Below are 21,815 nucleotides of genomic sequence, written 5' to 3'. Positions count from 1 at the left end.
CTCGGCCAGCGGCAGACGCTCAGTCGGCGGGGGAGTACTCCGGCAGGCTGTGCCGGGCGCTCGGCTGCTCCGGTTCGGTGTTGGACCGTTCCAGCTCAAGCGGGTCGGCCTCCGGGAGGTCCAGCTCGAGGTCGGCCTCGGGGAGTTCCAGCTCGACGGCGGTGAGCTTGCGCGGCACCTCGTGGATGGGTGCCGGCGCGATCAGCAGGTCGAGCTTCGTCTCGTCGATGCCGGGGAACTGCCGCGCGGTCACGAGCACGCGGGTCTCGAGCGAGTTCGCGAACTTGTTGTAGCTGTCCACGGTGCGCTCGATCGCCTTGCGCAGCCCGTCGGCGTGCGTGCTGAGCGTGCCGAGCCGGGCGTAGAGCGCCTTGCCCAGCTCGAACAGCTTCTTGGCGTCATCCGTCAGCGCTTGCTCCTGCCAGGTGTAGGCGACGGTCTTCAGCACCGCCCAGAGGTTCACCGGGGAGGCGAGCGCGACCCGCTTGCTGAAGGAGTACTCCAGGATCGCCGGGTCGGCCTCCAGCGCGGAGGAGAGCAGCGATTCGCTCGGGATGAACGCGACGACGAACTCGGGGCTGGCGTCCAGGCCCTCCCAGTAGGTCTTCTTGGCGAGGGCATCGATGTGCCCGCGCACCGCCTTGACGTGCCGGTCGACGAGCGCCTTGCGCCGGGCGCCCTCCTCGCCGGTCGCGGTGACGGCGATCTGGCTGGCCTCGAGGTAGTGCTCCAGCGGCACCTTCGCGTCGACGGCGATGGACTTGCCGCCGGGCAGCCGGATCACCATGTCGGGGCGGCCGATGCCGGCATCCGTCGTGATCGTCTGCTGCACGTCGAAGTCGACGTACTGGGCCAGGCCCGCCGCCTCCACCACGCGGCGCAGCTGCGTCTCGCCCCACACGCCGCGCGTGCTGTTGGAGCGCAGGGCGCTGGCCAACGACTCGGTCGCGCCGCGCAGCTGCTCGTCGGAGAGCTGCGCCTGCTTGAGCTGCTCGGCGAGCGAGCCGAACTGCTCGCTGCGCTGCTTCTCCAGCTCGGTGACGGTTGTCTGCATGGTGTTCAACGTCTCGCGCACCGGGCCGAGGGCCTGCAGCACGGCGCTCTCGCGGCGCTCCCGCTCCGCCTGCTCGATGCGGTCGGCGCGGTGCCGCTCGGCGAGCTCGCCGAACTGCAGCTTCTGCGCCTCGATCTGGGCGAGCAGGCTGTCGACGGTCGCGTCGGCCGCGGCCAGCTCGGCCTGCAGGCCGGCGTGGGCGGATGCCGCCCCGGCCCGCACCTCGGAGAGCTCCAGCGCGTGCCGCGCGGCCAGCACCTCCGGCGACTGCGCCGCGTCGGTCAGGCCGCCTGCTGCGCCCCGGCGGGCGTACACCCAGGTGGCGATCACGCCGACGGCGGCCCCGAGCAGCAGGCCGAGCACGAGCATCAGAAGAGGTTCCATACTGCAAGTGAATCAGCTGCCACCGACAGGGTCGGCTGCGACAGGCGGCTGCGGCGCCGGCGCGGCCGGCAGGCGGCGCGGGATTGGGCCGGAATCTGCGTGAAGGCGGCGCTACTGCAGCGCCATCGGGCCGTGGGTGCTGGCCCGCTCGGCGGTGGCGACGGGCCCGATCACGCCGATCTTCACCCGGGTGATGTGCGCCAGGCGCTCGAGGTCTTCCGCCTCGTGCCGGCCGGCGGCGTGCACGATGATGGCGGCGCATGCCTCCGCGTCGGCGAGAGCATCGTGGTGCCGGAAGTCCTCGAAGCCGGCCGCCATCGCCGCGACGGGCAGGCGGTAGGAGTCGAGGTGGTAGGTGCGCCGGGCCACCTGCAGGCTGCAGACGTAGCGGAGGTCGGGCACGACGAGCCCGCTCGCGATCGTGGCCGCCTTGATCACGCCGAGGTCGAAGCTGGCGTTGTGGGCGACCAGGTGGTCTCCGCCGACGAAGTCGAGCAGATCGGGCAGCTGCCCGGCCCAGTTCGCGGCGCCGGCGACATCCGACGCCCGGATGCCGTGGATGCGGGTGTTCCACTCGACGAACTCGTCATGCGGCGGCGCGGGCTTGATGAACCAGTTCGCCTCGTCGACGACGCGGCCGTCGCGCACCTTGACCAGGCCCACCGAGCAGGCGGAGGCGGCGGAGGAGTTGGCGGTTTCGAAGTCGATCGCGGTGAAATCTAGGGGCACGAAACCATGTTCTCACGCAGCGGTGACAGTCGGCTTGGAGCGGACAGGGCGCGGGCTTCCGCATCCGCCCTGCCAGACTGGGGTGGTGAAGCACGCCAGGGTCTACCTCTTCCTGGCGCTCGCCAATCTCTTCTGGGCGGGCAACTTCGTGTTGGGGGCGATGGTCGTCACGCAGGTCTCGCCGATCTCGCTCACCTTCAGCCGCTGGTTCTGCGCATCCTTCCTGCTCGTGCCGCTGGCCTGGCTGATCGAGCGTGTGCCGTGGCGGAGGGCGCTCGCCGAGTGGAGGCTGCACGCCCTGCAGTCCACCCTGGGGCTGCTCGGCTACACACTGTTCCTGTACTGGGCGCTCGGCTTCACCACCCCGCTGACCGCCGCCGTCATCAGCGCGGCGAACCCAGCGCTGATCGCGCTCGCCGCGGCGCTGTTCCTTGGCGACAAGCTGGGCGCCGCGCGCATCCTCGGGCTCGTGCTCGCCTTCGGCGGGGCGCTCATCGTGCTGAGCGGCGGCGACATCGCCCGCATCCTCGAGAACGGCCTCAACCCCGGCGACCTGCTGATTGTCGCCGCCATGCTCTCCTGGACCGGCTACACGCTCGTCGGCCGCCGCCTCACGACGCCGCCGGTCACGGCGACCGCGGTGCAGGCGGTGTTCGCCGTCATCCTGCTCGCCCCATTCGTGGCGCTCTTCGGCCTGCAGCTGCCCGCGGATGCCGCTGGCTTCGCCGGTCTGGCGTACATCATCCTGTTCCCCTCCGTCGCCGCCTACGCGCTCTGGAACCTCGGCGCGCGCCGCATCGGCCCGGCGCGGGCCGGCGTCTTCCTCAACCTGCTCCCCGTCTTCACCGTGCTGATCTCAGTGCTGCTCGGCCAGGCGCTGACGCCGGCGCTCATCGCCGGGGGCGTGCTCGTGCTGGCGGGCATCGTGCTGACCAGCAGGCCGGCGCGGCGCGGCGGAGCGCGCGGCGGAGCGGCGCAGCAGCGAGATTCCGCGTCGGCGTGAGCCCCGAGCGGGCGGCTAGGCCCAGCTGCGGCCGCGGGGTTCGAAACGGTTGAGACGACCGGATGCCGCACGGGCCTCGCGCAGCTGCGCGACACCCTCGACACCCGTGACCTCGTGCAGGGTGCAGGCGCCGACGCTCTTCGCCCAGTGCCGGGCAAACAGCTCGGCATCCGCCTTGCGGCGCCCGATCGCGGCCGGGACGCTGAGCAGGGTGCGGGTCGGCAGCATCCGCTCGATCACGGCGATCGGCCCGGCGAAGACGGTGCTCAGCCGGCCGATCGGGCCCCGGTCGACGCGCACCAGGAAGCGGGGCTTCTGCACCGGGCCGAAGAGCTCGGCGAGGGCGTCGGCGAGCACCGCCCGGTCGGCGGCGCTGCCACCGTTGAACTCGACGGTGATGCCGCTCACCACGCTCTTGCCGTTGCGACCCGAGCCAGAGCGCTGCTCCTGCACCACGATGTTGCCCTCGCCGAACTCGCCCACGCGCCCCGCCTCGTGCAGGGTGCGCGCTATGGCGAGCGCGGCCCCGCGATACACCACGGTCGGCTGGGCGCGCTGCCGGTAGGCGCGGAGGAAGGCGGGCGCGAAAACCGCGCCTGAGACCACGGCGGTGAGCAGGATGCTGAGCCAGAGGACGGCCTCGGCGCCGAGGGAGTGCGCCCCGCTGCGCGCCAGGGTTGACATCGCGAATCCGAACACCGCGGCCGTGCAGGCGAAGAACGTCGTGAGCAGGAGCGCCAGCGTAGGGCCGCTGCGCAGGACGGGGTGTGAGCGGTCGGGGCTCAGCGCGACGAGCTCCTGCTCGTGCCCCGCGTAGGGCCCGCCGACCCGCCAATCGGCGTGGCTCTGCGCGCGGGTGCGCATCCGCGCCAGGACGCCGGAATTGACCTGGTCGGCGCTCGCGCCTTTCTCCTTGCCGAGCAGCCGTGTCAGCAGGCCGAGCTCATCCGGATGCAGGGCGTGGCCGAGCCCGCTGATGATCGCCGAGTTGTCCTCGGCGCTGAGCCCCCACAGGTGCCGGTGCTTGCGGCGCAGTCGGGCCATCTCACTGGGGGTGTCGATGGCGACGTTCGCCGGGATCAGGCAGGCGACCGACCAGTTGTGCGCCACCTTGCCCGGCCAGGCCGGGTCCAGCCGCAGCGATCGGCCGCGCAGCTGCTGGGTGGCCGAGGACGTGGCGACGGCGGTCAGGTCGATCAGGGTGTTCACGGGCGGGCAGTCCCAGCCTTCGCCGAGCAGGCCGCGGGTGCCGACGATCAGGCGCACGGTGCCGCGGGCGACGAGCGCCGACACCGCCTCGACGAGGCGGCCGCTGCCAACGCCCGGCGCGTTCAGGTCGGCTGCGCCGGCGTCCGTCGGCTCAACCTGCACGGGCTGGCCGAGCTCGTCGGAGAGGGCGTCTGCCAGCAGCTCGGCGTCCGCTGCGCGCACCCGCAGGAGCTGCGCGGTGAGCAGGACCGGCCGCAGCCCGGCGATGACGGGGTCGGCGCTGAGTGAGGCGAAACAGCGCAGCGCCCCGGCGGGCTCGCCGTCCGAGGTGCTGCGCTGGCTGCCGTGCACGGCGAAATCGGTGATCACCACGGCGCGAATGCGCTCGCCGTCTGGGCGGCCGAGCTCGTGGCGCAGGATCGTCGCCGCAGCCTGGTCCTTCGACTGAGAGGTGGCCAGCGTCAGCTCGATCGGGTTGCGGCCGCGCCGGATGCCGCGATCGGTCAGGTGGTAGCCGAAGTCGGCGAGGGCGCGCTTGGCCTCGGCCCAGAGCGGCTGCGCCTCGGGGTCGGTGAGCAGTCGCTCCAAGGAGTAGCGGCCGAGCACGCTGAGGAGATCGTCGCTCGTGCAGCGGTCGAGCAGGGCCGCCGGCAGCATTCCGATGAGCGGATGCCGCGGCGCCACCTCACGCAGCGCCAGCCCGGCCGAGCGCGCCAGGTAGAAGTCCTGCGCCAGCGCGCGGTCCAGGGCGGCGAGCATGTCGTCGGGAGTGGGCGCGGCGGCAGGCGGGGGAGCGGGGGTGACGCGCTCGCCGGTGCCGGATCCTGCTCCCAGCGCGGCATCCGCGGCCGGCGGCTGCAGCTTGTCGACGAGGAACGCGATCCCGGTCTCGGTGGCGAGCAGTTCGCCAACCAGCGTGTGCAGGCGCTTCTCGTGCTTGCGGATGAAGGCGAGCTCGCTGGGGATCGGCTCGGTGAACCAGGCGAAGTCGCGGTAGGGCGCCAGGTGGCCCTCCTTGACGACGGCCGGGGTCGGCACCTCGTAGTCGACGTCGCCGAGCAGCTGGGTGTAGATCTCGTACGCCTCGTCGTCCTCGGTCGAGGGCAGGGTTGCCGTCAGGCCGATCAGGTGTGGGCTGCCGCCCCGCTCGCGGATGCGACCGGCGAGGTAGGCCACGACGAAGGCCCAGTGGTCGAGCAGGTGGTGGCACTCATCGAGGATGATCGTCTCGACGCCGTGCTCGACCAGGTTTTCCAGCAGCGCCAGCGCGTTCGGGTGAAGGACGCGGGCCAGCTCGGACGGCTCCTGCTGCACGAGCTGGCGCCGCACTCGACGCGAACGACGGCGGATGCCGCTGCGGTACTGTGCGGCATTCTTGTCGCGCAGCTCTGACAACCAGGCCTCGGCATCCGCCTGGACCCGGCCGGACTGCACGAGCTCGTCCACCCAGGTGAGCCGCGCCAGATCCTCGAACGGGGACGTGTCGGCCGCGACGATGCTGAGCATCTGGTAGGTCAGGACGGTGAGGTCGGCCAGGCGATCGGGAGTGCTGGAGACCTGCTCGGCGTCTGGTGCGAGTTGCAGTGCGGTGCGCTGCCACTGCTGGCGGATGGTCACCGTCGGTGCCAGGGCGAGCGCGCGGCGGCCGTCGCGCACAGCGAGCAACAGTGCGAGCAAAGTCTTGCCAGAGCCGGGCGGTGCGACGATGTGCAGAGGGTCGTCGGGCGTCGTTGTGACCTGCTGGAGCACCTCGGCCTGATAGCCGCGCAGCGTGCCCTGGAATCGCCAGTCCCGCAGCGGAAGCGCGGGGGCGCGGGTGGTCGGCGATGTGGTGGCGTTCTCGTGCATGGTGCCGTTTCGTTCGCGGGGCCCGAGATCGCAAGACGCAATGTGACGTAGCCGTGCCCAATCTCACACAGCGCCGTCGTCGAAACAAATCGCCGTGCCGTGTTCAACCGACAGGTGGCCCCGCTCCACGCAGAGCGCCCTGCTAGGCGCGGGCGGCCGGCGCGTCGATGGCGGCCGCCTGGGTGAAGTAGTCCCGGAGGGCGTCGAGGGGCACGGGTTCCTCTGGCCAGAGCTTGACGTGCCGGGTGTTGTACCCGGTGCCCTCGAGGAGCCCGTGCTCGTCGGTGAAGGCTGCGCCGCGCTCGAAGACGAGAATCAGGTACTGCGCGCTGGGGCTGACGCTCGCGAGGATGCGGGTGCCCTGCCACGCGGGCGAACCCGTGCTGACCACCTCGTGTGCGCTCGGAACGGTCTCCTCGACGAGGCGCCGCAGCGACTCGAAGACCTCGCGGTACGCGGGCGTGAGTCTGGCCTCGGCGAAGACGTCGAAGTCTCTGTTGCGCATGGACTGCTCTCCTCCGTGGCCGGGGTGTCGCGGGCGGTGCGAGGCTACTGCGCGGTCGCAGCGCCGTCAATGCTTTGCCGCGGCATCCGCCGGTCAGACGACGGAGCCGCCCCCGAAAGGTAGACTGTTCGACCGTGGCTCTTACTATTGGAATCGTTGGTCTGCCCAACGTCGGCAAGTCAACCCTTTTCAACGCTCTGACGAAGAACCAGGTTCTCGCGGCGAACTACCCGTTCGCCACGATCGAGCCCAACATCGGTGTCGTCAACCTGCCCGACGCCCGGCTGGAGAAACTCGCCGAGATCTTCGGCAGCGAGCGCATCCTGCCGGCTGCGGTGTCGTTCGTCGACATCGCCGGCATCGTGCGCGGCGCCAGCGAGGGTGAGGGCCTGGGCAACAAGTTCCTCGCCAACATCCGCGAGGCCGACGCCATCGCGCAGGTCGTGCGCGGCTTCGCCGACTCCGACGTGGTGCACGTCGACGGCAAGGTCAACCCGGCCGGCGACATGGAGACCATCAACACCGAGCTGATCCTCGCCGACCTGGAGACCCTCGAGAAGGCGATCCCGCGCTTCGAGAAGGAGATCAAGGGCAAGAAGCTCGGCCCGGAGGTGCTCGTGGCCGCCAACGAGGCCCGCGACGCGCTGAACACCGGAACCCCGCTGTCTGCGGCATCCGTCGACCTCGAGCCCATCAAGGAGCTCGGCCTCCTGACGGCCAAGCCCTTCATCTACGTCTTCAACGTTGACGAGGCCGTCCTGCAGGATGACGCCAAGCTCGCCGAGCTGGCCGCCCTCGTCGCCCCGGCCAAGGCCATCTTCCTCGACGCCAAGCTGGAATCCGAGCTGATCGACCTGGACGACGAGGATGCCGCCGAGATGCTCGCCTCGACCGGCCAGACCGAGTCCGGCCTGAACCAGCTCGCCCGCATCGGCTTCGACACCCTCGGCCTGCAGACCTACCTGACGGCTGGCCCGAAGGAGACCCGCGCCTGGACGATCCCCAAGGGCGCCAAGGCTCCGCAGGCGGCCGGCGTCATCCACACCGACTTCGAGCGCGGCTTCATCAAGGCCGAGGTCATCTCCTTCGAGGACCTCGTCGAGACCGGCTCGGTCGCCGAGGCACGCGCCAAGGGCAAGGCCCGCATGGAGGGCAAGGAGTACGTCATGCAGGACGGCGACGTGGTGGAGTTCCGCTTCAACGTCTAGCCTTCGCTAGTTTCTGGGACGGCCCCGTCTGCTTCGGCAGGCGGGGCCGTTCCGGTTTTCGCCCGCTGGCTTCGCGCTCGCGGCCCCCGAAATGTCTCGCGGCCCCCGACATATCGCGGGCCGCGAGACATTTCACGGGCCGCGACGGCGGGGCGGATCCCGACGAACGGCGCGCAGCCGAACGGGCGGGCCTGGCGCGGCCGAGCGGCCCGTCCGGTAGGGCCGATGCCGATGCCGATGCCGATGCCGATGCGGATGCCGAGGTCGGCCGCGGTGTCGGTGGCTCGTGGCACGGTTCACTCATGGAACGCACAGAGATCACGGAACGGGCCGAGCGGATCCTTCACGATGCCGCCTCGACCCTCACGACACCCACGGCCGGCGAATGTCTCGTCTGCTTCGTGGCTCGCCAGCTCGACGAGTTCGGGTGCGACGGCACCCACCGGTTTATTTCGCACTATCGAGACAGCGTTGCGCCTCGCGCCACGGCACTGCTCTCGCGACTCTCAGCGATGGGCGCATGCTGCTGCGATTGTGAGATGTTCATGAACAGCTACGAGCCCGCCGCGCGGCTGTGGACGCCGGTGCAGGAATCGGTCGACTCGGAGGAGTGGGGTGAACGGGTGGACTTCAAGCCACCCGACAGGATGCCTCCGTGCGGGACGACACGACGGGGCTCGACCAAGCCATGCACGAACTGGGAGCGCGTTTTCCGCCCGCGGTACCGGTAATTCGGTTTCAGAATGCGGTGGAGTTCGGCTTCAAGGTCGGGCCGCATTTCACCACGACGCCTGCTGGCGGTCAGCGGGAAGCGCCCCTGGCGCTAGGGTGTGGCTGTGACGCGAGTTGTCTTCATGTGCGGCCCTGCAGGCTCGGGGAAATCGACGGTGGCGCGCTGCCTCGAGACTGAGGGCATGGTCAGGCTTTCGTTCGACCAGGAAGCATGGGAGCGCGGCATTCAACACATGCCACTCTCCGACGATGTGCAGCGCGATGTGGAGGAATATCTCCGTCATCGTCTGCTTCGTCTCATCGGCGAAGAGAGGGACGTCGTTCTCGACTTCTCCTTTTGGTCGCGGGCCATGCGGGACGATTGGCGCCATCTCGTGCGGTCTCACGGAATAGTCCCGGAGACGATCTACATTGCAACGGACCGGGCCACGTGCCTGGCACGCGTGGCCGCCCGTTCTCGCGCGCATGGCGACGATTTCGCCTTGGACCCGGTGACCGCTGCAGACTACTTCGACCACTTTGAACCACCGACTCCTGACGAGGGGCCGATAAGCGTCGTCGCCCGCTGAATGCGCGCCATACGCCGTCACTGGAGACGGTGAGCGCCGGACGGCGAAGCGTGCGTGTGCGAATCCACGCCGAGAGAGCGCCGGCCACAGTTGTGCTTCTGGAGGTCCACACGAGTTATCGTGTGATTCGGCTCCGAGACCGTGGGATTCACACCTCTAACAATGTGTCGCCCGCTTGCCGGCCCGGTGCGGATGCCGGTTGTGCCCGGCATCCACACCAGCGGGGAGGCCCGGCAGTACGTGAGTATGCAAACCCGCCGCCCTACAGATAGGGCTGCGTGATCAACTCGAGGTAGTGCCCGGACGGGTCGAGCAGGTACACGCCGCGCCCGCCGTGATCGTTGTTGATCTCGCCCGGGCGGGAGCGTTGGGGGTCGGCCCAGTACTCCTGCCGGCTGCCACTGATCTTGGTGTGTGCCCGATCGAAGTGGGCATCATCGAGCAGATAGGCGTAGTGCTGGGGCGGGAACTCGAACGGCGGGGCCGCGAACTGGAGCAGGACACCGCCTCCGATCTGAATGTTGACGAACGGGCCCCAGCTGGGGGCTTCGTCGGCTTCGAGTAGATCGCGATAGAACTGGCCCATCTCAGTGGGGTCTTTCGCGGCGATGATCGTGTGGTTGAAGAGCGCTGTCATGATTCTCCTTGTCGTGTGGTGGGTGATTTCGGGTCACTCACGCAAGGAGGCGCACGGGTCAGGGAACGACCAGGTTGCCGTTCCGGGAACGGCCGAGCGGGGCCTGACTGGTCATCATCACCGTCGAATCTAGTGGGGCACCTGAACGAACGTCAATCGGGCTTCACCGAGGGGAGACGGTGTTTCTGGAGGGGAACTCTGCACGTTCAAACGTTGTTCGGCGCCGGGGCGTGGTGGAGGTCCGCTTCAACGTGTGGTTCGTTTTCGCTCCTGGAACGGCCCCGTCTGCTTCGGCAGGCGGGGTCGTTTCTGTGCTGCCCGGCTGCGGATGCTGCGCCGCGTCCGCGTCCGGTGGCTAGGGTTGCCAGCATGGGGAGAGCTCGAGTCTTGGGGGTTGCCGTCGCGCTGCTGGTGGGCTTCGCGGTGTCCGGCTGCAGAACACCGGAGGCATGCCCTGAAATTGGCTGGTTCAATCACGTCACAGTAAGCCTCGCCGGGGCCGTTGACGACGTTGCCTCAGTTGACGTGTGCGAGGACGGTGTGTGTACCTCGTCGACTGTGGGCCCGCTCGACCTGAAGCGGGGCTCCGCGGACCTTCGGCAGACCGGGCCGAAGGGTTCGGCACCTCAGTCATCGGTGTTCTCCGTCACCCGTGAGGACGAAACCACGTGGCGCGTCACTTATGTTCTCGCCGCACCCGACAAGATCACGCTTCGTGCCGTGGCGTGAACTGACTCCGTCCTCGTCGAGCAGGAAGTTCAGCTCGATTGGCGGCGCGTAGGTGGCAGCGAGCAATGCGGCGGTCCGAGCGAGGCTGGCCCAGTGACCCTTGACATCCCGTCGTAACCTGTTCAAACGAACGGCCCAGATACTAATTGGCTTCGGAACGTGATGGAGTTCCGCTTGAACGTCTAGTCGCGGCCCGGTCCAACTTCTGGCGAGCCCATCGCCCCAAAGCCGGGGTGCTTTCATGTGGTCCCCGTCTTGGGCTCGCTCGCTCGGTCGCACGCACTCTTGCTACATTTATCTTGATGTCAAGACGAATGTGAGGGGGTTGGGTATGAAGCTCCATCATGTTCAGGTCTCCATGCCGCGTGGTCAGGAAGCTGAGGCACGTCGCTTCTATGGCGAAGCGATCGGGCTGCATGAAGTTCAGAAGCCGCCATCCTTGGCCGGCAGAGGTGGCTGCTGGTTCCGTGCTTTCGACGGTGAGGTCGTCGTTGCGGAGATCCATCTCGGCGCCGACGATCCGTTTGTCCCTGCCGCAAAGGCGCATCCGGGCCTTGTTTGCGCGTCACGTGAGGAACTGGAAGCGACCGCGGAGCGTGTGCGGCTCGGCGGGTATGAGCTCTCTTGGGCGGAACGGGATACGTTCGAGGGGTACATTCGCTTCCATACGCGTGATGGTTTCGGCAATCGCCTTGAGGTGATGACTCCGGTGCAGCCGTAGGAGCCCTGCCGTTTAGGCCAGAGCCAAAGGTTGTTCTGTGGCGGAACGGGGTGGAGTCTGGATTCAACGTCTAACAATCTGAGCTTCGAATTGGCCCTCTCTGCGTCTAAAGATGGGGCCAATTCTGTAGTCGAGGAAGCTGGTCGCACCGAGGAGACAGTACGAGGCGAATCGGTGGAGATGCGTGGCAACTTCGAGCTCAACTGCATCCAGAATTTGAACCGACAACTCGGCCCTTCATCTGTTCGCCGGGTTATTGGCGCAGCAACGTCGCGGGACTCGAAAAGCCGCGGAACACCTCGTCCTGATCGGCCGAGGTCGTGAAATCCTGCCAGTCCATGCTCGCGAGATTGAGGTTGTTCTCAACAGCCCATAGCTCGGCTGCGATGCAACGAAATGGAATTCTGTCCCGAAGTGTGTCGACAACGAGAATTGGAAAATCGGGTGAACTGAAGGCGGCGGTTTCGGCGACAAGCAGAATTGCGGCGCCGAACCTGTTTTGCGGGACAGCCGCTTGCTGGCTTTGCCATTCGGCGTTCCTGAAGTCGGCGTTATTGATCGCTTGTACGTCTGCGCGGAACCCGTGATCGGACTCCTTTGCGACCCCCTCGAGCAAGGCAAACCACTGAGCGTCGTCAGCGAAGTTAGTGCGCACAGGAGGCGTGAAGCTCGAAATTGGCAGGTAGACATTGTTGGGGACTCCGCATGCCACCTGCTTCGCGGGATGCCGACAGTCCGCGCTGCGTCCGTTCGGCTCTCAGAGGTGCGTGTGGACGGCGGTGGCAAACGTCAAGAGAGCGTGTCGAATGCTGAACATTTCTGAGGCTTCTCGATAGCGCCACGTGGTGGAGTTCCGCTTCAAAGTCGAGCAACATACGCTGACGCCGAGCCTGGTCCCCGCGACGCGTGTGGAGACGCCTGTCGGCCGCCCGTGGCGCCGGACGTGGCCCATGGCCCGGGCGGATGCATCCGGTCGCGTCAGCTCATGGCCATTTTCGATCATCTCGGCATCACCGTCGACGACGTCCCGCGGGCAATCGAGCAGTTCGACCCGGTGCTGGCGGCGCTCGGTTTCGCCCGGTATGACGCCAACGGCTCGGTCTCCTGGAACCTCGACGGCGAGCCGGAGCTCATCCTCATGCCGGCTCGGGACCCGGGCACCGGTCCGCACCGTCACGGGCGAGTCGGGTGGCAGCACCTGGCGTTCGCCGTAGATTCCCGCGAGGAGGTCGACCGCCTGCATCGGATCGCGACGGACACCGGGTGGACCGTCGTGCGCGACCCGAAAGAGTACCCCCGGTTCACGGAGCGGTACTACGCCTCCTTCGTCGAGGACGACAACGGCATCCGGATCGAATTCATGCACAACCCGCCGCGCCCACACGAGGCCCGCTGACGGGGCGCGGTGGAGCCCCGCTTCAAGGCCCGGCGCTCGCTCCGTTCTGGGACGGCCCTGCCTGCTTCGGCAGGCGTGGCCTTTTCTGAGGTGGTCGTGGCGACGCAACGAAATCAGCAAACGTGGAATGGCCGATGATCAGACGATTCGATGGCGGAGCACCTCATCTTCTGCTCTTGCCGCTTAGAGGCACGCCGTGACGCAGGAACACGACGACGATCAGCACGGAGTCAGGGACCACCGCTGGGCGGTGACGGGGCATTCTGCCTCGCGATGTCGTGCAGCCCTCCCTCGCCGCCCGACCAGGTGACCGTGGCATTCGCGGTGGGCTCAGAGCCAACTACCGTCACGGTCACGATCCAGGGCGGACTGCAATTTCGGGGTAGTAGCGATAAACATGCCCGATCGTCGGGGTGGTCTGCCACAGTGTCGGTGTGACGGTTCAGACGATGCCCCATCTGGGAGGCTGCAATCCGGGCGCGATAGCGGGCACCTTCGCCCTCGGAGTCGGCCTCGGCGGCGTCGCGGGCGCCCTCATTGCCATCGGCGCCCATCTCCTGCACGCGTTCTCGTCCAGCAGCGGTGCCGCCACGCAGTCACTCATGATGTCGATCATCTTCTCCACCTTCGGCGGATTCGTGTTCGGACTCGCGGCAAGCGTCGGCGCATTGTAGGCGCTCTGGATCGGGGATTCTCGGTTGCGGCGTTCCCCCCTCGCTCAGGGGCTGGTTGCCGGTACCGGTGCCGTCGCGCCGGGTGTCGCCCTGTTCGCCGCTCTGGGACAGATGGCGAGCGTCGATCTCGCTGGGTCTCTCTGGCTGTTCGCGCTCATCTTCGGCAGCGCTTTCGGGCTCATGCTGTTGAGAGCGAGAACGCACCGAGTGGGTTTCTCCCGACGCGTGTAGCCAGGCGCACGCGGGGCCACCCGGACTCCGGATGCCGACGCGCGTCCACAGCGGGTTGCTATGGTTGGCCGGCATGAGGAACGTTCGGCGGGTGGGCTTCACCGGCGCGCTGCTGTTGAGTGTGGCGCTGTCGGGATGTACTCTCGTGACCCCCGGGGTATGCCCCGCAATCGCGTGGTTCAACCGCGCAACGGTGAACCTCACCGGGAACGTTGACGACGTCGCCGCGCTGGAGTTCTGCATCGATGGCATGTGCGCCGCATCGACCGACGTTCAACCGTTGCCCGACGAACCCTTGCCTCTCACGACGTTGGAGCCGATCGACCTGCAGACGTTCTCCCCGGCTCCTCGCGAGGCCTCGCCGTTGCCCACAGCGGTTCCCCCGATCTTCTCCTTCATCCGCACGAACGAGAGCACGTGGCGCATCGCGTTGGACATGGCGGCCCCGGAGACGGCCACGATTCGCGCGCTGTCCTCAACTGGCGACGTTCTTGTGGAGCACGAGGTCGCACTCGACTGGCGGCGCGTGGGCGGCAGCGAGCAGTGCGGCGGGCCGAGCGAGGCCGCGCCCGTCAGCGTCGAGATCCCGTCCTAGGCTGCTCGAACTGCCGGCCCGCGCGCCAACGAGGTGCGCACTACACGAGTCCCCAACAGCCCGCCGCATCGAGAAGCAAGAAAACGCATCAAGAGACGAGTCTTCGTGCGCTTTCTTGCTTGTCGGTGCGGTGTGGAGCGGCGAAGAGGCCGGGGCGACCTGCGGGCGGCATCCGCGGGATAGCCTCGAGGGGCACCGAACCGTCGACAGAGAGCCCTGAAACCCATGACCCGTGTAGCCGCCATCGACTGCGGAACCAACTCGATCCGCCTCCTCATCGCCGACCTCGACGGGCAGGGCGGCCTCACCGACGTGCTGCGCACCCTCGAGGTTGTGCGGCTCGGGCAGGGGGTCGACCGCACCGGCCGGTTTGCGGATGACGCGCTCGCCCGCACCCTGGACGCCACCCGCCGGTACGCCGAGCTGTGCCGCGAGCACGGCGTCGAGCGCGCCCGGTTCGTCGCGACCTCCGCCACCCGGGACGCCGCCAACCGCGACGAGTTCACCGATGCTGTGCAGCAGATCCTCGGCGTGCCCGCCGAGGTGATCCCCGGCACCGAGGAGGCCGAGCTCTCCTTCCGTGGCGCGCTCACCGCGGTGGCCGGCGCCGGGGCGGATGCTGCGGCGCGGCACCTCGTCATCGACCTCGGCGGCGGTTCGACCGAGCTGGTGCTCGGCCGGCAGGGCCCCGAGGCCGCGATCTCGATGGACATCGGCTGCGTGCGCATGACCGAGCGGCACCTCGGCGCCGGGGTGGACGGCGACGTGGCACGAGACGACGCCGCATTCGCCGCGTTGCGCGCCGACGTGAACGCCGCGCTGGACGCGGCCTCCGCCACCGTCGACGTGTCGCTCGCGACCGATGTCGTCGGTGTGGCCGGCACGGTGACGTCGATCACCGCGCACGCCCTGCGCCTCGACGCGTACCGGCCCGAGCTGATCAACGGCAGCAGGCTGCCGCTGGGCGTCGTGCTCGCAGCCTGCGACTCACTGGCCCGGATGCCGCGCGCCGAGCGCGCCGCACTGCCATTCATGCACCCGGGACGGGTCGACGTGATCGTGGCCGGTGCGGTGATCTGGTCGACGGTGCTGCAACGGATCGCGGAGGCGACGGCCGCCGCCGGGCACCCGCTCGAGTTCGTCACGACGAGCGAACACGACATCCTGGACGGCGTCGCGCTCTCGCTCGGCTGAGCGCTCTCGACGCACCCGTTCTCTCCGGTGGCACGTGGCGGGTGTCACGAAGCGACAACGTTTGCGGCGCTCCGCTGACCGTCGAGGCCACACATGCCAGTGTGGGCATATGACCGTGGAGACTCCTGCGTGGCGCCGCGTGCTGTTGCCGCCCGTCATCGTCGTGCTCGTCACCTGGGCGCTCATGGCGCTGGCGCAGGGGATCCCGACGGTGTGTGCACTGGCCTTCACCTGCCCGGCACCCGACGTGCGTCTCGCACCCGCCCTGAGCTACGGGGCGCTGCTCCTGCTGCCGCTGCTGGCACTTGCATTCGTGGCCGAGCGCCCGCACCAGCGCGGCTGGCTGGCTGCGCCCGCCTATATCGTGCTCGGCGTGCTCTGCCTGCTCGGGATCGGGACGGTTCTGTTTTCCGGCGGCTTCGCGGTACCGTTCTCGCTGTAGTCCCCACTCGGGTGTAACGTGTGGCCGGCGCGGCGACGAGGAGGAACCGGATCATGATCGCATCGAGTTCGCGCATGCGCGGACTGGTGCTGGTTGCGGCAGCATCCGCGATCCTGTTGCTGACGGGCTGCGCGACGGCACAGACCGACGCGGCCGCCCCCAGGGCGTCCACCCCGCCGAGCGCAGCGCGGGTCGCGCCAGCGCCAACGCCAACGCCGACCCCGACCGCACCGGAGGAACCGGCCGTCTGGACGATCGGTTTCGCCAGTGTGGGTCCGATCACGCTCGGGTCCGAGATCGCCTCCGTCGATCGGAGCATGGACGGCTTCACCCGCGCCGTCTACGAGGGATGCGAATCAGTTGTCGCCTTCGAGAAGGCGCACGTGCCGACCATCGTGATCCCCGACCGCCTGGGTACGGGGCTCGTCGAACAGATCGTGCTGATGGGCAATGTGGACGAGCTCGGGCTCGCCGAGGGGGCGCCGCGAACCGCAGAGGGCATCGGCGTCGGGTCGAGCCTCACCGAGCTCCGGGCCGCGTACCCGGACATCGAGTTCCAGGGCGACCCACCCACCCCGCACTACGGGTTGTCGGATGAGGCGGGGCACTGGATCCTCTTCACGCTGTACGAGGACGTCGTGCAGACCATCGTCGTGCGCGACATGCCCGTCGTCAACCGCGAGTACTGCAGCTGAGCGGGCGGCTCGACATGCCGTGGCCTGCAGCGTGCACGATGACGGCTTGCGATCGCCTACAGTGATGGCCATGCGAACACTTGGGGGGACCAAGCCAGCTCTGGCGACCGTGCTCAGCGCCGGCATCGTGGCGGCGCTGCTCAGCGGGTGCGCCATCGGGCCGGGGGCGGAACCGCCTCGCAGCGATGGCCAGACGGTGGCACCCCCAGCGGAGACCTCGGCGCCGCGCCCGACGCCGGTGGGCACGCCGGCGCAGCCCGAGCAGCCGGCGGCTCCCGCGATCGACCTCGAGAACCCGGGCACGTGGCTGATCGGCTTTGAGGGCATCGGGCCGATCGATCGCGGCGCGCAGATCGTCGATGTGCGGCCGGCGATGGGCGCCTTCTCCGAACGCGCGATGCCCGAATGGTGCCCTGTCGCACAATTTGACCGCGCGGGCGGCCCGACGGTGGTGGCCACGCTGGACGAGGACTTCGCCACGGTCACGGGAATGTTCGTAGGTGGCGGGGCCGATCCGGCTGCCACCACCGAGAGCTCCCCACGCACGGCGGAAGGCATCGGGATCGGCTCCACACTGGGCGAGATGCTCGCTGCCTACCCGACGATCACGAAGTCGGGGGAGTATGGCGGCGGGACTCCCACCCTCTACTACGCACTGCAGAACCCCGCCGGGGTCTGGCTGGTCTTTTCCGTGTACGAGGAGGTCGTTGGCGCGATCTTTGTGCGCGATACTCCCCGGCCGCCGAGCGAGTACTGCGCGTAGGAATCGTGCCGTCGCCCGTTTCGTGCGCCCGAGGCTCGCGCGCACGAAACGGGATCTGCGGCATCCGGTGCAAGAATCGGCGAGGTCACGACATATTCCAAGCGTGACGATCGACAACGAGACAGCCGTGGCCGATGCGAGCGAGGGGGAGGCGATGCCTGAGCGCACCGACGAAGACGTGCAGCGCGACGTGCAGCCCGACGCGCCCGCGCCCGCCGCATCACGCGACGACGGGGCCTGGTTCACCGCGGTGGTGCGCGAGCATGGGGCGGCGCTGGTGCGCTACTTCGCCCGCCGCGGCCCCCGTCAGGACGCCGAGGACCTCGCCGCCGAGGTCTTCGCGACCGCGTGGCGCCGCCGCGGCGACGTGCCGACGGATGCCGTGCTGCCCTGGCTGTACCGCACGGCGGGTTTCACGCTCGCCAACCACCGCCGCAAACTCGTCGACCTGCCGGTCGACGAGGTGCCCGAGACGGGGTCGGTGCGGGTCGGCGACGACCCCGAGCTGAGCCTGCTGTTCGACGCGGAACTCCGCGGCGCCCTCGCCAGCGTGGGGGAGCGCGACCGGCACATCCTGCTGCTGAACGCGTGGGAGGGCCTGGACGGGGTCGAGCTCGCCGAGGTGCTCGGCATCTCGCGCTCTGGGGCGGATGCCGCCCTCTCCCGCGCCCGCAAACGGCTGCGGGACGCCTGGCACGAACGCCTCTCCTTCTAGACCACCTGCAAGCTTTGGGCCCCTGGGCACATATTCCCCAGTGAACCGCACTCACGGAGGGTGAACGACATGAACGCCAACATGAACGACAACGACCACGACGACGCCGGCGCGAACGCCGCTGGCGGAGCGAACGCTGCCGGGAACGATGCGGGCAGCGCCGACACCGGGCTCGACGCGGAGGCCCGGCTGCGCGCTGCGGACCCCGCCATCGGCCTCGAGCCCAGCGCCGGCTTCGTCGACGCGGTGCTCGCCCGCACTGTCGGGGCGGCAGGCGCCGGCTCGACCGCGGCCTCCGAACCCGCCCCGGTGCACGACTTGACGGCCGAGCGGGCACGCCGCCGCCCCCGCTGGCTGCCGATCGCGGCAGTCGCCGCCTCCATCGCGATCGTCGGCGGCGCCGGATTCGGCCTCGGCGCAAGCGTCAGCAACAGCAACATGGCCGGCGGACCGCTGGGCGGCGCCGAGGGCGCGGCTCCTCCCATCTCGCTGCAGTCCGGGCTGGGCGCTGGCGGCACGGCTCCCGAGGTCGCGGGCGGGCAGGGCCGCGTCTCCGGTCTGGGCCAGCAGGCCGCATCCGGCGCCCTGAGCGACACGAAGATGGCGCCGTGGGGATTCGGCCGCAACAGCTTCAGCGCCTCCGGGCTGTCCACGCAGACCGGGAGCGCCGCCGGCTACGCCTACGACGCCCGCTCGGCGTCGACCCCCGAGCGGATCGCGGCGCTCGCCGCCTCCCTCGGCGTCGAGGGAACCCCCGAGTTCAAAGACGGCGCATGGCAGGTGGGGCCGCAGGACGGCTCCGGGCCCGCGGTCTACGTGAGCCTCGACGGCACCCTCGGCTTCAACTTCAACAACCCTGCGATCAGCCCGTGGCAGTGCGACCAGCCCGACGCCACGGGGATGTGCCCGCTGCCGACCAGCCTTCCCAGCGAGCAGGCCGCGATCGACGCGCTGCGCGGCATCGTCACCGCCGCCGGTCGCGACGCCGACACGTTCGAGTTCACCTCTGAGACCTGGGAGGGCTCCTACACCCGGAGTGCCCAGGCGTACCCGCTCGTCGACGGCCAGCGCGTCGACCAGGCGTGGTACCTCGAGATGACGGATGCCGGAATCTCCAGCGTCTACGGGGCGCTGGCCACACTGGTGCCGCTCGGCGACTACGACGTGGTGAGCGAGCAGCAGGCATTCGAACGGCTCTCCGACCCGCGCTTCGGCGCCCAGATGACGGCCTTGCCCCTGAGCATGCGCGGCCAGGCGGAGCCGTTCCTCGACGGCACGGAGTGGGTGCCGCCGACCGAGCCGCCGGCGACCCCGTCGGCAGGCGCCAGCGTCTCCTGGCCGACGAACGACGTCGAGGTCGTCAGCGCCCGACTGGGCCTGGCGAGCCAGTGGCAGCCGGACGGCAGCGTGCTCGTCATCCCGGCCTACGAGCTGACGGATGCCGACGGCGGCACCTGGTCGGTCATCGCCGTCGCCGACTCGATGCTGAACTTCGCGGGCAACTAGCCTGCGGCCACACGTCGCGGGCCGCTCGTCGGGGGACGGAGCACCCGCGGCCTCCGCACTCTCGCCGCACCGGGCATCAGCCCAGGTGCGGCGAGAGTGCACTTTCTGCGCCAGCGGCCAGCGAGCTACTGTCGGTCGACCGCGGCGAGGATCGCCGCAGCCAGCTCGGCCGGCTTGGTGAACTGCGGCCAGTGCCCGGTCGGCAGGTCAACGTACTCGGTGTCGCTCATCAGGCCGAGCTCCGCCACGAACGGCGCACCGGCGGCGACCCACTCGGCCAGCTGGGCGGCCGTGAACTCGCACGCGATGACCGTCGTCGGCACGGTCAGGCGTCGCTCGTCGTGCAGCTGCATGGCGTCCTGGGCGACGCCCCTCGGCTGCGGGATCGCCCGGGCCCGGAACGCGGCGCGGAGCCCCTCGTCCAGGTCGACGAGGTCCTCATCCTCGAACACGTCCCACGCCGGCAGCGGCACGTCGTCACCCTCAGCGGGGAGCTCGTCGTTGATCGACTGGCCAGCGCCGAGGGGCCCGGAATCGACGTACACCGCCCGCGCGATGCGGTCGGGTCGGGCATCCGTCACCCCGTAGATGATCGCGCCGCCGCCCGAATGGCCGACCAGCACGACGGGCCCCTCGAGACCGTCGACGACGGCCGTCACCGCGTCGATGTGCGTCTGGAGACCGATGCCGGCGCGCGGGGCGTCGGCGGATTCCAGCCCGGGCAGGGTGAGCGGGTGCACCCGGTGGCCGGCCGCGACGAGCGGCGGCGTCACCTCATCCCACGAGGAGGCGTCCAACCAGAATCCGGGTACCAGCACGATGTCCATGGCGGCAGGATACGCGACGCCTGCGACATCCGCAGAGCGCGGACTCAGTCGGAGTGGCGGCGCCCGCCGAGGAAGTAGGCGATCGGGCCGACGTAGTTGATGGCGATGACCGCGCCCCACACCCACTTGCGCCCGTTGACCTGCTCGGCCGGGCGCTTGGCCAGGTCGACCCAAGCGGTGACGGCCAGCGCGATCTGCACGGCCCCGGCGACGAGAGTTCCGGCGCGTTGACCCGTGCTCATGTCTTCCCAGCGCTGCTTCTGCATCTTCTTGCGCACCTGCTTGCGCTTCTGCATCTGCCGCTTCGATTGCTTCTGCATGATCCACCTCGTGATCCTCGGAGTGTGTCCCAGTCTCGCAGGAGTTCGGCCAAACGCACAGGGCTCGAGAAGTCGTTCTCGCGGCAGCGGTCAGTGTCGCTAGCTGTACTGCCCAGCAAGGTTGGTTAACCGGCTGATGGGTGGTTTGCTCCCGATGGCCGTGTGGGGCCTGTGGTGATTGTATTCGTGGAGCCAGGCCGGGAGGGCGTTCCGGCGGGCTGACTCGGACGCGTAGAACCGTGAGAATGCCCAGCCGTCGGCGAGGGTGCGGTGGAAGCGTTCGATCTTCCCGTTGGTCTGTGGCCGGTAGGGGCGGGTCTTCTTGGGTGTGATGTTCAACTCGGTGCAGGTGTCGCGCCAGAGGTGGGACTTGTAGGCAGAGCCGTTGTCGGAGAGGACCCGTTCGACCGTGATGCCTCGGGCGGCGAACCAGGACACGGCCCGGCGGAGCACACCCACGGCGGTGACCGCTTGCTCGTCGTCGTGGATCTCGGCGTAGGCGACGCGGGAGTGGTCGTCGATGACGGTGTGCACGAACGCCGTCCCGACCAGCGGCTGCCGGCGCTTGCTCCGGCCCGCGCCAACGGTCGCGGCCCGGTTCTTGCCGCCCTGCTGCTTGCCCAGGTAACGCCAGCCGCCGCCATCGGGGATGTTGCCGAGCTTCTTCACGTCGACGTGGATCATCGCCCCCGGCTTGTCGTGCTCGTAGCGCCGCACGACTTCCCCGGTGCGCTTGTCGACGTGACTCAACCGGTTCAGCCGGCACCGGGTCAACACGGCGTGCACGGTCGACGCGGGCATGCCCACTTTCGCGCCGATCGCGACCGGCCCCAAACGCTTCTTCCACCGCAGATGCACGATCTTCCGCACCAGCCGCTGCGGGGTCCTGTTCGGGTTCCGGTGCGGCCGGGAGGAGCGGTCCTGCATGCCGTCCTCACCCATCGCCGCGTAACGTTCAGCCCACCGCTTGGCGGTCGGCCAGGAGCAGTTGAACTGTCTCGCGGCCTGCGAGATCGGCCAACGGTCGTCCACGATCAGGCGCGCCATGCGCAGCCTTTGGCGTGGAGTCAGCGCAGCGTTAGCGTGGGACATGAGGGCCTCCTGGTCTCGCAGAACTGGTTTCTAAGCA

23 protein-coding genes are annotated in these 21,815 nt (G+C 69.0%); 14 read left to right on the top strand and 9 right to left on the bottom strand.

All coding sequences use genetic code 11. The features are described from left to right. Nucleotides 1–19: 19 nt before the first annotated feature. Together rmuC and BLT62_RS13890 are read right to left on the bottom strand one after the other, a co-directional pair. Entirely contained in the window at nt 20–1,438 is a 1,419-nt protein-coding gene (gene rmuC / locus BLT62_RS13895) for a DNA recombination protein RmuC (RefSeq protein ID WP_083364599.1), read from the bottom strand. A gap of 111 nt (nt 1,439–1,549) precedes the next feature. Then, entirely contained in the window at nt 1,550–2,167 is a 618-nt protein-coding gene (locus BLT62_RS13890) for an exonuclease domain-containing protein (protein ID WP_083365482.1), read from the bottom strand. Nucleotides 2,168–2,252: 85 nt separating this feature from the next. Here BLT62_RS13890 and BLT62_RS13885 point away from each other — a divergent pair, with 85 nt between their 5' ends. Continuing rightward, nucleotides 2,253–3,170 (top strand): DMT family transporter, encoded by a 918-nt coding sequence (locus tag BLT62_RS13885; protein ID WP_156786361.1) that lies wholly within the window; start codon nt 2,253–2,255, stop codon nt 3,168–3,170. Nucleotides 3,171–3,185: 15 nt separating this feature from the next. Here the strand turns inward: BLT62_RS13885 and BLT62_RS13880 are convergent, their stop codons facing one another. Both BLT62_RS13880 and BLT62_RS13875 read right to left on the bottom strand, forming a co-directional pair. After that, a complete protein-coding gene (locus BLT62_RS13880) occupies nt 3,186–6,227 on the bottom strand; it encodes a DEAD/DEAH box helicase family protein (RefSeq protein ID WP_083364597.1) in 3,042 nt (1,013 codons plus the stop codon). Nucleotides 6,228–6,369: 142 nt separating this feature from the next. Further along, nucleotides 6,370–6,732, bottom strand: a complete 363-nt coding sequence (locus tag BLT62_RS13875; protein WP_083364596.1) for a DUF1801 domain-containing protein — start codon at nt 6,730–6,732, stop codon at nt 6,370–6,372. A gap of 134 nt (nt 6,733–6,866) precedes the next feature. Here BLT62_RS13875 and ychF point away from each other — a divergent pair, with 134 nt between their 5' ends. The 3 genes from ychF to BLT62_RS13860 all read left to right on the top strand — a co-directional run bounded on the left by ychF (nt 6,867) and on the right by BLT62_RS13860 (nt 9,241). Further along, entirely contained in the window at nt 6,867–7,940 is a 1,074-nt protein-coding gene (gene ychF, locus BLT62_RS13870) for a redox-regulated ATPase YchF (protein ID WP_083364595.1), read from the top strand. Nucleotides 7,941–8,242: 302 nt separating this feature from the next. Then, nucleotides 8,243–8,671 carry a DUF2695 domain-containing protein gene (locus BLT62_RS13865; RefSeq protein ID WP_083364594.1) on the top strand — a complete coding sequence of 143 codons (429 nt, stop codon included), beginning with the start codon at nt 8,243–8,245 and terminating at the stop codon, nt 8,669–8,671. 123 nt (nt 8,672–8,794) lie between these two features. Then, on the top strand, nt 8,795–9,241 hold the full coding sequence (locus tag BLT62_RS13860) for an AAA family ATPase (protein ID WP_083365481.1): 447 nt from the start codon (nt 8,795–8,797) through the stop codon (nt 9,239–9,241). A gap of 262 nt (nt 9,242–9,503) precedes the next feature. Here BLT62_RS13860 and BLT62_RS13855 read toward each other — a convergent pair whose 3' ends face one another. After that, nucleotides 9,504–9,878: a VOC family protein gene (locus BLT62_RS13855; RefSeq protein WP_083364593.1), complete on the bottom strand. Its 375-nt coding sequence runs from the start codon at nt 9,876–9,878 to the stop codon at nt 9,504–9,506. A 1,060-nt stretch (nt 9,879–10,938) separates the two neighbouring features. On the opposite strand from BLT62_RS13855, the gene BLT62_RS13850 reads away from it, so the two are divergent. After that, nucleotides 10,939–11,328 carry a VOC family protein gene (locus BLT62_RS13850; RefSeq protein ID WP_083364592.1) on the top strand — a complete coding sequence of 130 codons (390 nt, stop codon included), beginning with the start codon at nt 10,939–10,941 and terminating at the stop codon, nt 11,326–11,328. 253 nt (nt 11,329–11,581) lie between these two features. On the opposite strand, the gene BLT62_RS13845 is transcribed toward BLT62_RS13850, so the two are convergent. Beyond that, on the bottom strand, nt 11,582–11,983 hold the full coding sequence (locus BLT62_RS13845; protein ID WP_083364591.1) for a DUF6924 domain-containing protein: 402 nt from the start codon (nt 11,981–11,983) through the stop codon (nt 11,582–11,584). A gap of 330 nt (nt 11,984–12,313) precedes the next feature. Here BLT62_RS13845 and BLT62_RS13840 point away from each other — a divergent pair, with 330 nt between their 5' ends. The 9 genes from BLT62_RS13840 to BLT62_RS13800 all read left to right on the top strand — a co-directional run bounded on the left by BLT62_RS13840 (nt 12,314) and on the right by BLT62_RS13800 (nt 19,539). Next, nucleotides 12,314–12,724, top strand: a complete 411-nt coding sequence (locus BLT62_RS13840; protein WP_083364590.1) for a VOC family protein — start codon at nt 12,314–12,316, stop codon at nt 12,722–12,724. A gap of 434 nt (nt 12,725–13,158) precedes the next feature. Then, nucleotides 13,159–13,398 (top strand): hypothetical protein, encoded by a 240-nt coding sequence (locus BLT62_RS13835; RefSeq protein ID WP_156786360.1) that lies wholly within the window; start codon nt 13,159–13,161, stop codon nt 13,396–13,398. Nucleotides 13,399–13,720: 322 nt separating this feature from the next. Then, nucleotides 13,721–14,224 carry a hypothetical protein gene (locus tag BLT62_RS13830; protein WP_156786359.1) on the top strand — a complete coding sequence of 168 codons (504 nt, stop codon included), beginning with the start codon at nt 13,721–13,723 and terminating at the stop codon, nt 14,222–14,224. A gap of 225 nt (nt 14,225–14,449) precedes the next feature. Then, nucleotides 14,450–15,418 (top strand): Ppx/GppA phosphatase family protein, encoded by a 969-nt coding sequence (locus tag BLT62_RS13825; RefSeq protein WP_083364587.1) that lies wholly within the window; start codon nt 14,450–14,452, stop codon nt 15,416–15,418. 109 nt (nt 15,419–15,527) lie between these two features. Beyond that, complete coding sequence (locus tag BLT62_RS13820) at nt 15,528–15,860, top strand: hypothetical protein (protein WP_156786358.1); 333 nt, start codon at nt 15,528–15,530, stop codon at nt 15,858–15,860. A 53-nt stretch (nt 15,861–15,913) separates the two neighbouring features. Next, the gene (locus tag BLT62_RS13815; protein WP_083364585.1) at nt 15,914–16,555 is read left to right on the top strand and encodes a hypothetical protein; all 642 of its coding nucleotides are present in this window, start codon (nt 15,914–15,916) and stop codon (nt 16,553–16,555) included. Between the two features lie 70 nt (nt 16,556–16,625). Then, complete coding sequence (locus BLT62_RS13810) at nt 16,626–17,318, top strand: hypothetical protein (protein ID WP_156786357.1); 693 nt, start codon at nt 16,626–16,628, stop codon at nt 17,316–17,318. Nucleotides 17,319–17,421: 103 nt separating this feature from the next. After that, nucleotides 17,422–18,033: an RNA polymerase sigma factor gene (locus BLT62_RS13805; RefSeq protein WP_231919198.1), complete on the top strand. Its 612-nt coding sequence runs from the start codon at nt 17,422–17,424 to the stop codon at nt 18,031–18,033. Between the two features lie 69 nt (nt 18,034–18,102). Next, nucleotides 18,103–19,539: a hypothetical protein gene (locus BLT62_RS13800; RefSeq protein ID WP_156786356.1), complete on the top strand. Its 1,437-nt coding sequence runs from the start codon at nt 18,103–18,105 to the stop codon at nt 19,537–19,539. A 125-nt stretch (nt 19,540–19,664) separates the two neighbouring features. Here the strand turns inward: BLT62_RS13800 and BLT62_RS13795 are convergent, their stop codons facing one another. The 3 genes from BLT62_RS13795 to BLT62_RS13785 all read right to left on the bottom strand — a co-directional run bounded on the left by BLT62_RS13795 (nt 19,665) and on the right by BLT62_RS13785 (nt 21,778). Continuing rightward, nucleotides 19,665–20,366, bottom strand: coding sequence for an alpha/beta fold hydrolase (locus BLT62_RS13795; protein ID WP_083364582.1), 702 nt, complete (start codon nt 20,364–20,366; stop codon nt 19,665–19,667). Between the two features lie 44 nt (nt 20,367–20,410). Beyond that, nucleotides 20,411–20,686, bottom strand: a complete 276-nt coding sequence (locus BLT62_RS13790) for a PLD nuclease N-terminal domain-containing protein (protein WP_231919197.1) — start codon at nt 20,684–20,686, stop codon at nt 20,411–20,413. A gap of 99 nt (nt 20,687–20,785) precedes the next feature. Next, nucleotides 20,786–21,778: an IS481 family transposase gene (locus tag BLT62_RS13785; protein ID WP_083364581.1), complete on the bottom strand. Its 993-nt coding sequence runs from the start codon at nt 21,776–21,778 to the stop codon at nt 20,786–20,788. Nucleotides 21,779–21,815: the final 37 nt, after the last annotated feature.

This window comes from Microterricola viridarii (assembly GCF_900104895.1).
GTDB classification, from domain to species: domain Bacteria; phylum Actinomycetota; class Actinomycetes; order Actinomycetales; family Microbacteriaceae; genus Microterricola; species Microterricola viridarii.
The sequence above is the reverse complement of the archived record's forward strand: the minus strand, read 5'-3'. Positions and strand labels throughout refer to the sequence as shown.